Annotated in this window: 10 protein-coding genes; 6 read left to right on the top strand and 4 right to left on the bottom strand. The window is 45.2% G+C overall.

The annotated features are described in order from the left end of the window. Positions 1-77: 77 nt before the first annotated feature. The 4 genes from LCF57_RS19270 to LCF57_RS19255 form a co-directional block, all read right to left on the bottom strand. On the bottom strand, positions 78-728 hold the full coding sequence (locus tag LCF57_RS19270; protein ID WP_226002153.1) for a response regulator: 651 nt from the start codon (positions 726-728) through the stop codon (positions 78-80). Further along, positions 725-1954, bottom strand: coding sequence for a sensor histidine kinase (locus LCF57_RS19265; protein ID WP_226002152.1), 1230 nt, complete (start codon positions 1952-1954; stop codon positions 725-727). Before LCF57_RS19265 ends, LCF57_RS19270 begins: the two co-directional genes overlap by 4 nt. 185 nt (positions 1955-2139) lie before the next feature. Then, complete coding sequence (locus LCF57_RS19260) at positions 2140-3231, bottom strand: AI-2E family transporter (RefSeq protein WP_226002151.1); 1092 nt, start codon at positions 3229-3231, stop codon at positions 2140-2142. 240 nt (positions 3232-3471) lie between these two features. Beyond that, entirely contained in the window at positions 3472-4374 is a 903-nt protein-coding gene (locus LCF57_RS19255) for an AraC family transcriptional regulator (RefSeq protein WP_226002150.1), read from the bottom strand. Positions 4375-4548: 174 nt separating this feature from the next. Here LCF57_RS19255 and LCF57_RS19250 point away from each other — a divergent pair, with 174 nt between their 5' ends. From LCF57_RS19250 to LCF57_RS19225, 6 genes are all read left to right on the top strand, one after another. After that, positions 4549-5295: an SDR family oxidoreductase gene (locus LCF57_RS19250; RefSeq protein WP_226002149.1), complete on the top strand. Its 747-nt coding sequence runs from the start codon at positions 4549-4551 to the stop codon at positions 5293-5295. Positions 5296-5464: 169 nt separating this feature from the next. Continuing rightward, positions 5465-6172 carry a lantibiotic protection ABC transporter ATP-binding protein gene (locus tag LCF57_RS19245; RefSeq protein ID WP_226002148.1) on the top strand — a complete coding sequence of 236 codons (708 nt, stop codon included), beginning with the start codon at positions 5465-5467 and terminating at the stop codon, positions 6170-6172. 1 nt (position 6173) lies between these two features. Continuing rightward, entirely contained in the window at positions 6174-6905 is a 732-nt protein-coding gene (locus LCF57_RS19240; RefSeq protein ID WP_226002147.1) for a lantibiotic immunity ABC transporter MutE/EpiE family permease subunit, read from the top strand. Position 6906: 1 nt separating this feature from the next. Then, positions 6907-7665: a lantibiotic immunity ABC transporter MutG family permease subunit gene (locus tag LCF57_RS19235; protein ID WP_226002146.1), complete on the top strand. Its 759-nt coding sequence runs from the start codon at positions 6907-6909 to the stop codon at positions 7663-7665. 21 nt (positions 7666-7686) lie between these two features. After that, positions 7687-8346, top strand: coding sequence for a response regulator transcription factor (locus LCF57_RS19230; RefSeq protein WP_226002145.1), 660 nt, complete (start codon positions 7687-7689; stop codon positions 8344-8346). Further along, positions 8337-9734: a sensor histidine kinase gene (locus tag LCF57_RS19225; RefSeq protein ID WP_226002144.1), complete on the top strand. Its 1398-nt coding sequence runs from the start codon at positions 8337-8339 to the stop codon at positions 9732-9734. The genes LCF57_RS19230 and LCF57_RS19225 overlap by 10 nt, the downstream gene beginning before the upstream one ends. The last annotated feature ends 408 nt before the right edge of the window (positions 9735-10142 follow it).

The raw sequence follows: 10142 nt of genomic DNA, 5'->3' as shown, positions 1-10142 counted from the left end.
AAATCGTACATAAGGGCAAGCTCCTCATGTACGATAGGGCAAATTCGAACGTAAATATATGTTTTTATTTACCATTTTTAAAGATGCAGGATGCCTCGTTCCAGAGACACGGCTACCGCTTCAGACCGGGAATCGACACCGAGTTTATTGTAAATGTTCGTTAAATGTGCTTTCACGGTCCGCTCCGAAATCCCCATGTCGAACGCAATTTCTTTGCTCCTAAGCCCCCGTGCTACGGACTGTAATATAATCCTTTCTTTCTCGGTCAGGATTGAAGTATCTTCATGCTGCTCACTCTTGACCTCTCTCTCACTTGTTTTAGCAAAAACTCTTGCTGTAATTTCCGGCTGAAGAAGCGTCTCTCCCCTTAATGCGGATTCAATGGTCCGAAATAGGTTCTCACGGCTGGTATCTTTTAACAAATATCCTTTCGCCCCCAAAGACAGACCCTGGATCATTAAATCATCTTCGTTATAGGTGGTCAGGATGATAACCGGCGTTTCATTTTGTCTCTCTTTTAAAGCTTTCATGGTCTCCAACCCGCTCATTTGGGGCATGTATAGATCCATTAGTATGACATCCGGCTGAAGCTGCTCAATCAGGGTCATAGCCGCTGCCCCATCTTCCGCTTCACCCACAACTTCGTAGCTATCATTTGTCTCTAGAACAAGCTTTAGCCCTTCTCTAACCACCCAATGATCATCTACAATTAATATTTTAAATTTCATGATACATCTCCTTTGATAAGGGGTGCCTCTACTTTAATAGACGTCCCTTCTTGAGCTGTGCTGTTGATATGAATGGTTCCACCCAGCAAACGCGTCCGCTCATGAATGCCTATTAATCCATAATGTCCTGCCTGTTTGGCAATAATATCCGGATTAAAGCCTTTTCCATCGTCACGGACCTCCATAGAAATCATACCTTGATGATCCAAAATATGGATCCATACGTTCTTGGCATGCGAATGCTTGGCTGCGTTCGTAAGACACTCACTTATGATGTGCAGCCCATGCTCAATCAACAGCCTGGATACGGATGATTTAATCTTGATGTCCAGTGCTGTCCGAATTCCGGTAGCCATCGTAAAACGCTGTGCCTCTTCCCGGACGGCATCAGCAAAGTCCACTTCCGAGGCTGACTTTGAACGCAGGTTGTCTATAGCCCTGCGTGAGTCAGCCAACGCCTTGCGTGCCTGGGACATGGACTGCTGAACAATTTCATGGGCTCTCTGTGGGCTGCCTTTTGTCAGATGGGCATCTACTGCCTCCAACTGCATAATCAGGCCGGCAAGACCTTGAGCCAGTGTATCATGTAAATCCCGGGCCATGCGTTGCCGCTCGTTGGCTAGTGTAAGCTCTTCTACTTTTTGATGTGCAAGCTCCAGCTCATTAAGAAAGTTTTGGGTACGAATCCGCGCATTGACCTGTCTGTAGAAAAGAACAGAATAAGCCGCTACAACAATAACAATAAGAATAAGCAACGCAATAAACAGCACTGAGTTCTTGCCATCGTGATGCCATATAAGAGCAAGGCAAAAAAGAAGGTAGAAACCAAAAAACACCATTACAACTTTTTTGGTTTGATAATAAATACCGATGCTCTGACCGATTAAAGTCGGGATTAATCCAACCAGTACAATCGGAAAACTGTCAGGTAGAAGTAAAGCACTTGAAAAGATGATTCCTGCTTGAATAATAAAATAAATCCATGAACCGTATTGTAGAATTTTACGAACATGCCAGTACAAAAGTCCATGCAGCATCATTACCAAAGAGAACAATATTGTTTGAAGTGGGAGTGGTTTGGATATGTTTTGAAAAATAATCCCATCGATATAGATTAAAATAATCCAGAATATAATCGGAACTCTGGATATGTTAAGTCGATCATTTTCGCCATCGTCTATCTTTAAGTTTACATCATGGTCTTGATCATTGGATGCTTTGCCCATAATCCACCTCTTTACTTCTTTAGTGCAAACTCATTTTATTTTATCACTTTGTTGCTTCGTTAAAAATAAGTAAGACTATTTCTCAATCCATTTTACAAAATGCTGAAATCAAAAAAACATGGGCGATGACGTGTGTACGTTTGGGCAAAAAATAAATTTTAGCATGCTAAATATTCAATATTAATTTATAAATTTTCCCATTTTCCTCTGTAAAAAAGCAAATACACCTTACTAAAGATAACTTTAACCATTATATATAATGGGATAACCAGCACGATTCCTGTAATTCCTGCCAAATCTCCGCCAATCAGCACGAGAATAATCACAGTCAAAGGGTGAACGTCCAGCTGCTTACCAAATACATAAGGAGAAATGATATTGTCTTGTATTTGCTGGGCCAAAAGAATAACGATAAGTGACCAGATTGCAACAGTCGGTGACTGAATGAAGCCAATAATAACAATAGGGACTGATGATAGGATTGCGCCTACAAAAGGAATAAAATTCATAATCACCGCAATCACAGTTAATAACAAGGCATATGGGAGTCCGATTAATAAGAATCCTAAATACATTAACACACCAAGCGCCAAGTTAATTAGTACCCTTCCCACAATAAAGCTGCTAAGCGCGCTATCAATATCGTCCAAAACCTCATTTGCAGCTATTAGAAAGCGCTTAGGAACAAAACTGACCAACTTGCGGCCGAATTTCCCCCCTTCCTTCAGCATGTAAAACAGGATTAAAGGGAACGTAAACAATGCGATGGTTACATTGGAAACAAGACTAAACAATCCGGTTACATAATCTGTAATAAAAAGGAAACCTTTGTTCAAGTATTCGGTTAGGTGCGATAGTGGATTAGCGTCGCCCGGAAAAATGGGTGAAAGTGCCCCATTCTGTTCTAATTCTTGAACCTTTTTACTCAATGCACTAAATAGACTGGGGGCATTCTCCACGAGATTGATCATTTGGTTGCGTATAGTAGGCCAAATACCAATAATAAAGACAGCTAAAATGACTGCAATGAATATATAAATGAGTATGATCGCAAGAGAACGATTTAACTTATGTCTTTCCAATAAATCTACCAAGGGGCGCAGAAGATAATAGAAAAAAACAGACAATATTAATGGCAGTAGGACAATGCTGATAAAGGAAGTTAGCGGTTTAAATAAAAAATTGACCCGTGTGCACAAATATATAATGGTGAGAACAAAAATGATACCCAAACACCATTTAAAAAACTTGCTGATTTGGGGAGAGTGATTAGTCATTAAAAATAATCCCTCCTATCTTTACATTTTTAATAAGCAATCTTAACTTCTTCAACTGACCACATCCCTCATATCATAAAAAGCAATTTGCATAAATAGCACCCTGCAAGTTAAACGTTGGTTTCTTATATACATCTTAGATCGATAGCGAAATAAAAAAATCGTACATAAGGGCATAAACCTCATGTACGATAGGGCAAATGGTTGTATTAGAACCTACTACTCATCAAAGCGGGATGGTTAATTATTGGGATGTATATCAACCGGAACACTTATAGCATCACGCAGATGCTTAACATCATTCATCGGTGAACGTCCAAACATGCGGGAATACTCCCTGCTAAACTGGGAGGGGCTCTCGTAACCAACGCGAAAGCTCGCATCCGCGGCTGCTAATCCATCCGAAAGCAATAAGCGGCGTGCTGCCTGCAATCGGATGACCTTTTGATACTGCAACGGGCTGATGGCTGTTACTTTTTTAAAATGTTTGTGCAAGGAAGAAGAGCTCATGTTTACTTCCTTCGCCAATTGTTCGATCACGAGAGGCTTTGCGTAGTCACGGTTAATCAGATGAATTGCTTTGGAGATGCTATGCGCATAGCTGCCCACTACAGCAAATTGCCTGATTAAAGCCCCCTGCTCGCCTTGCAGCACACGATAAAGGATTTCACGGATGATAAGCGGCGCAAGGAACCCAATATCCTTAGGTGTATCCAAAACTTTGATAAGCCTAAGCAAGGCATCAAGCAGAAGAGGATTGGATTGGTTTACCAAAATGCCTCGTCCCGTTTTTTCGTTCCACTGAGGATCACTTTCCTTGATTATTTCCAGAATAATATCCGGGCTGATGGATAATTGAAGGCTTAAATAAGGAAGCTGCGGTGAGGCTTGAGTTATTTTTCCGATGACAGGCAGATGAACCGAGCTGACCAAGTAAGAGGTTGGATCGTATATATAATTTTCTCCGGCCAGTGTTGCTGTTTTTGAGCCTTGTGCGATCATGTACAGGGAGGGACTATTGACGGTATGCTTCGGCTCCGAGACATGGCTTGCACGCCTGAAACGAAGTTCTGGTATAGCAGAAGCATGCGTACCGTCCGAAGGTGCGTGACGTTGAATCAGATAAATCAGTTCTTCGTGCATATTCACCTTTCCTTTTCGAAAACGCTAATGTGCATATTATATCGACGACGGATAGGATTGGGCAAGCATTGGACATGATTCGACTACCTGATTCAATCGAATTTTACATAAAATTTACTTGCAAGACAACGGAAAACGATGCATTCAATATATCAAAGAAAGAAGGATTCGGTTATGAGCTTGGAAGGAAACATTAAGGACAAAGTCGTCATCATCACGGGCGCAAGCAGTGGCATTGGCGAGGCAACAGCACTTTTTCTTGCAGAGCGCGGTGCAAAAGTCGTGCTTGGCGCACGCGGAGCGGAACGTCTAGAGACTTTGGCAAAACGCATTTCGAATAAAGGTGGTGAAGCCATCTATGCAAGTACTGACGTGAGACGGCGCGATGCCCTGTCCAACCTCGTTACATTGGCTTGCGAACGGTACGGCAAATTGGATGTTCTCGTCAACAATGCCGGCGTTATGCCAATTTCCCCTCTCGATGACCTGCGCGTCGAGGATTGGGAGGACATGATTGACGTCAATATTAAAGGCGTTTTGTATGGCATTGCCACAGCGCTGCCTGTCTTTCGCAAGCAGGGTTTCGGACATTTCGTGAACATCGCTTCTACAGCAGGACATAAAACCGTACCGACCCAGTCGGTCTACTCCGGCACGAAGTTCGCCGTACGGGCCATCTCAGAGGGACTGCGCCAGGAGGCAGGCGATAAGCTGCGCGTGACCATCATATCACCTGGTATTGTACATACCAATTTCACACTAGGTGTGACTGATTCGAAATTGAAAGATCAACTTGCTGACATCCGAGATACATTGGCGATGACACCAGACGCGGTAGCCCGCGCTATTGCATACGCCATCGAGCAGCCGGCTGACATCGATGTGAATGAGATTGTGATCCGCCCCGTTGCGCAAGTATAGAATAATGTGTAGGGTTATCATTTTTCAGAGCACAGCTTGGGTGGAAATATACAATTACGAAAAGGGGATGTTCCTTTAAGGAGCATCTCTTTATATTTCAAATCCTTATAAATTCCTTAGAATTGTCCTTTAAATTAGTTCCCAGAACGAATGTAAAGGATGAGCTTATATGGACAACATTATTTTACAGACTCAAAATCTCTGCAAAAGCTTCAGGGGCCAGCAGGCGGTGAACAACGTCTCGCTGTCTATTCAGAAGAATTCCGTCTATGGCCTGCTCGGGCCAAACGGGGCTGGAAAATCAACTACGCTGAAAATGCTAACCGGTATGCTCCGCCCGACATCCGGTGAGATTTTATATCAAGGAAATCCCTGGTCACGAAGGGATCTTGCCCAGATCGGCGCGCTGATCGAATCACCTCCGCTCTATGAGAATTTGACAGCCAGAGAGAACTTAAAGGTTCGTACCACCTTGCTGGGACTGCCTGATTCGCGGATTGATGAAGTATTGAACATCGTTGATTTGACCCATACCGGGAAAAAACGCTCCGGACAGTTCTCGATGGGCATGAAGCAACGGCTGGGCATCGCCATTGCCCTTCTGAACCATCCCAAGCTGCTGATCTTAGATGAGCCGACCAACGGACTGGACCCGATTGGCATTCAGGAGCAACGCGAGCTGATTCGTTCCTTCCCGAAGCAGGGGATTACTGTGATTCTCTCCAGTCACATTCTGTCTGAAGTCGAACAAATCGTTGATCATGTCGGCATCATCGCCGGCGGTGTGCTAGCATATCAGGAGGCGGTTACCCCAGGACAAAACCTGGAATCGTTGTTCATGCAAATTGCACGGGAATACCGGAAGGGCGGTGAGTAGGATGCAGCAATATATAGCCGCTGAACATCTGAAACTAAAGCGCACCTTTACCAAAAAGCTGGTTTGGCTTGCTCCCATTGTCACGCTTCTTCTGTGTACCGGACTCATGGCGGGAAATATGCTCCAAAGCGCCAGCTATAACTGGTGGTACACCATGCTACTGCCCGGCGCCCTTACCTTAATGTGCTCAGGGGTGATTCAAAAGGATAGCAAGAAGCTTCAATACCGTACTCTTCTCGGAATGCCTGTAGATCTGGCACGTGTGTGGTACGGTAAAATCGGGGTTTGCGCAAGACTCTTCTTCGTCTCCTCTATTATCTTATTTATCGGGATAACACTTGGTGGATTCGTGTTCTCAAGCTCCATAACATTGGCGGGAAGCGCTGCTGCAAGTCTGCTGCTCTTCATCACCTTTTTGTGGCAAATTCCGTTTTGCCTGTTCCTTACGGACCGAATAGGTATGTTTGCTACCCTGATTATCAACATGGTGGGTAATGTAGCCTGCTCCATTCTGTTTGCTACTTCTACCGTGTGGTGGGCGGTTCCCTATGCAATTCCAGCCCGATTGATGTGCGCTGTAATTAAAGTGCTGCCCAATGGACTTGCCGTTCCTGCGGGAGATTTGCTCCTGGATAAAGGTGTCATTATGCCCGGCGTCGTGCTTTCACTCAGCCTGTTTATTATTCTGTCGGTACTGACAGCTATGCCTTTCCGCAAACGGGAGGTCAAGTAAGATGACAACTTTTTTCCGCTATCTAAAGTCCGATATGCTCAAGCTTAGAAGGCAGCCGATGCTGCTTGTGCACCTGCTAATGCCGCTTTTGGGCATAGTCATCTTTCTGGCCTATTATTCCTTCACTCCCTATTCACCAGTTTCTAAGGTGGAAGGCTATTTGCAGGTCTTGGCCGTGTCCCTTCCTACCCTGATCGGCATCGTCTGTTCTATGGCTGCCGATCAGGAATCAGCCGCAGGGCATTTTCAGCAGCTCTTGACCTCCCCGGTTAAGCTGCTGCCCTTCCTAAGCAAGTTCAGCCTGCTTCTAATCCTGGGATTTAGCAGTGTTCTATTTGCCTCAAGCGGTTTTGGCACTGGCTTTCTGTACCTTTTGAACGAGTCTCCATATGGCTTCAATTTCTATATATCGGCTGCCTGCATTCTATTCACCTCCAGTATCTTCCTTTATATCCTCCATTTCTTCGTTAGTCTGCGATTCGGCAAGGGAGCTTCCATCGGCTTGGGCATTGCGGAAAGCCTGCTGTCTGCTTTGTTACTTACCGGGCTAGGTGATCATAATTGGATATTCATCCCCTGTGCCTGGGCCGCCCGATTCATCACGATTTGGGTGCAATATGGCGTAAGTTCGGGAGGTACCATCCCTGCTGCTATGCAGCTTGATTCAGGAATCGGATATTGTGCGGCTGGGACCTTTACGATCATGATATTATTAGGATTATGGATTTGGCGCTGGGAAGGACAAGATTCATTCGAGTAAAGAAAAGGAAGTGAATAAAGTATGGCAAACCTGTTGGCCGTTGATGATGAACCCGCCGTTCTGGCGCTCCTTCAAAATATTTTGCAGAAAGATGACCATGTTGTCACGGTGGTCTCTACCTCTTCACAGGTGCTCACCATGCAGCTTGGCGCATTTGATCTCATACTCCTGGACGTGATGATGCCTGAGATAGACGGGTTCACTCTCTGCCGGGAAATCCGCAGCAAGGTAGACTGTCCGATCCTGTTCCTCACCGCAAAATCTATGGAGACCGATGTAATGGTGGGACTTGGGGAAGGAGCTGACGATTACATTGTTAAACCGTTTGGGGCCGGGGAGCTGCGCGCACGAATCCATGCTCACCTCAGACGGGAGAATCGTGAACGGCGTAATGTGTTCTGTATCGGGGAAGTTCATTTCAATCTGTCAGGCAAGGAAATCACCGTTCGAGACGCAGTCGTCCCGTTTACCAAAAGCGAATATGAGATATGTAAGTTTCTCGCCCTGAGCCGGGGACAGGTGTTCTCGAAAGAACACATTTACGAATCTGTCTTCGGGTTTGACGGGGACAGCGATTCCGCCACTATCGTAGAGCATATTAAAAATATTCGGGCCAAGCTTGGCAAAGTAGAGGTTTCCCCGGTAGAGACAGTTTGGGGGATTGGATACCGATGGAAATAATCAAAGTACAGCAAGCGCGAAAGTCAACTAAGCTACGGACCATGTTCCTGGGTTATTTAGCTATTTTCTGTATTGGGACGATTGCATTCGCGTTATCCCTGGCCCTTATCTTCTATGTTCTGATGTCTTATGGCGCCATTCTTCCCGCGAACTATGCGGAGAAGCAGGTACTGGAGGCCAAGACAATCATTGAAGCGGGCAAGGCCCTTCAGCCGAATTCCAAGCTGGACCTATATAAATACGCGTTATTCACTTCGGACGGCAGCCTAAAAAAAGGAAATCTTTCTGAAAAGCAGGCTAAAGCCGCTTGGAGTCTTACACAGCAGAGCGATACTATCTATCAGTTTCCCTATAATTATATGAAAGTCCGGCATAATGATGAGGTTACTGTGATGCGCTACTCTATCGCGGCACAGTTTGAGCTCCCTATTCTGCGCCAATATATGCCGAACGCGGAATTGTCCTTTTTTGTCGTATTCTGTATCGCCTTCTTGGTGGGGGTTGCGTTGCTGGCTTCCTCCTTCGGACGAAAGCTGGCGCACAAAATGAGTGGACTACAACAGGCCACCCAGCAAATTCAAGCACAGGACCTGGATTTCTCGATTAAGCTCAGTGGCGTTATGGAAATCGATCAGGTGCTCCATTCCATGGATAAAATGAAAGAAACATTAAAGACTTCACTGCAGAAGCAGTGGAATCTCGAAAAAAGCCGACGAGAGCAAATTGCCGCCTTGGCACACGATGTCAAAACACCGCTCACCATCGTTCGCGGGAATGTAGACCTGCTGTCCGAAACAGAGCAGTCCGAGGAGCAAAAGGAGTATACCGATTATATAGCGGAGAGCACCAAACAGATGGAGCAGTATATCAAGACCCTCATTGAAATGACAAAGGCGGAAACAGCAGCCACCCTGCGGGCGGAAACGATTGATACTGACTTCTATTTGGCTAAAATAAAAGATCTGATACTGGCCTTGGCTTCCCCCAAAAAAATATCCGTAGTGTTCGGAGTATACAACCTTCCTGACACGCTGTATGCGGACCCCGTTCTACTGGAACGAGCCATCATGAATGTTGCCTCCAATGCGGTAGACCAAGCGGCGGAGCATAGCGAGATTCGGATGACCGTGGAAACGACCCTGGAACGCATCCGGTTCACCGTCTTAGATGAGGGTCCCGGCTTCACCCGGGAAGCCCTCAAACAGGCGGCTGAGCAATTTTATATGGGCGACTCGTCCAGAAGATTAAATGGGCATTACGGAATGGGGCTGTACATTACGAAATCTATCGTCAACCTGCATGGCGGAACGCTGCACATCGCTAACTCCACCGAAACGGGAGGCGGGCAGGTAAGTATAGAAATTCCGATTAGTCCATTATCGACATGATCGTCCAAAGGTTCTTACCTCCCAGTCTCGATTTAAAGCTTTAGGAACGTCTCTGCTAATGTTAGTCTCTTACGGAGGTTACGAAAGTGTCAAATTATTTTAAAATGGGGTAGCGTCAGGAAAATACGGATTTACAACGTTAAGGAAATTACAATATTAAAAAGCTCAATTCCTCAACACTATTGAGAATTGGGCTTTGTTCGTTACTATAGCGATTGGTAAGCCTTTGACGTTATAGCCGGTTTTTCCCTCACTTCACACCGTACAGCGAGTTCCCCCACATACTGCGTTCTATCTAATCCAATTCATTCAATATTTTTATGTGTATGCAAGATGAAATGTAGGATATCAGATTGCTTGATTTAGACATTTGCTCACGCAATTTATTCTTTTAACCAGACTCGCAAT

It is taken from the genome of Paenibacillus sp. BJ-4 (assembly GCF_020404765.1).
Lineage (GTDB): Bacteria > Bacillota > Bacilli > Paenibacillales > Paenibacillaceae > Paenibacillus.
Note: the sequence above shows the minus strand (reverse complement) of the source record. Positions and strands in the feature narration are given on the sequence as shown.

Coding starts and splice junctions, on each gene's coding strand:
- LCF57_RS19270 (WP_226002153.1), bottom strand. CDS start 728: ATGAAATTTAAAATATTAATTGTAGATGATCATTGGGTGGTTAGAGAA.
- LCF57_RS19265 (WP_226002152.1), bottom strand. CDS start 1,954: ATGGGCAAAGCATCCAATGATCAAGACCATGATGTAAACTTAAAGATA.
- LCF57_RS19260 (WP_226002151.1), bottom strand. CDS start 3,231: ATGACTAATCACTCTCCCCAAATCAGCAAGTTTTTTAAATGGTGTTTG.
- LCF57_RS19255 (WP_226002150.1), bottom strand. CDS start 4,374: ATGCACGAAGAACTGATTTATCTGATTCAACGTCACGCACCTTCGGAC.
- LCF57_RS19250 (WP_226002149.1), top strand. CDS start 4,549: ATGAGCTTGGAAGGAAACATTAAGGACAAAGTCGTCATCATCACGGGC.
- LCF57_RS19245 (WP_226002148.1), top strand. CDS start 5,465: ATGGACAACATTATTTTACAGACTCAAAATCTCTGCAAAAGCTTCAGG.
- LCF57_RS19240 (WP_226002147.1), top strand. CDS start 6,174: ATGCAGCAATATATAGCCGCTGAACATCTGAAACTAAAGCGCACCTTT.
- LCF57_RS19235 (WP_226002146.1), top strand. CDS start 6,907: ATGACAACTTTTTTCCGCTATCTAAAGTCCGATATGCTCAAGCTTAGA.
- LCF57_RS19230 (WP_226002145.1), top strand. CDS start 7,687: ATGGCAAACCTGTTGGCCGTTGATGATGAACCCGCCGTTCTGGCGCTC.
- LCF57_RS19225 (WP_226002144.1), top strand. CDS start 8,337: ATGGAAATAATCAAAGTACAGCAAGCGCGAAAGTCAACTAAGCTACGG.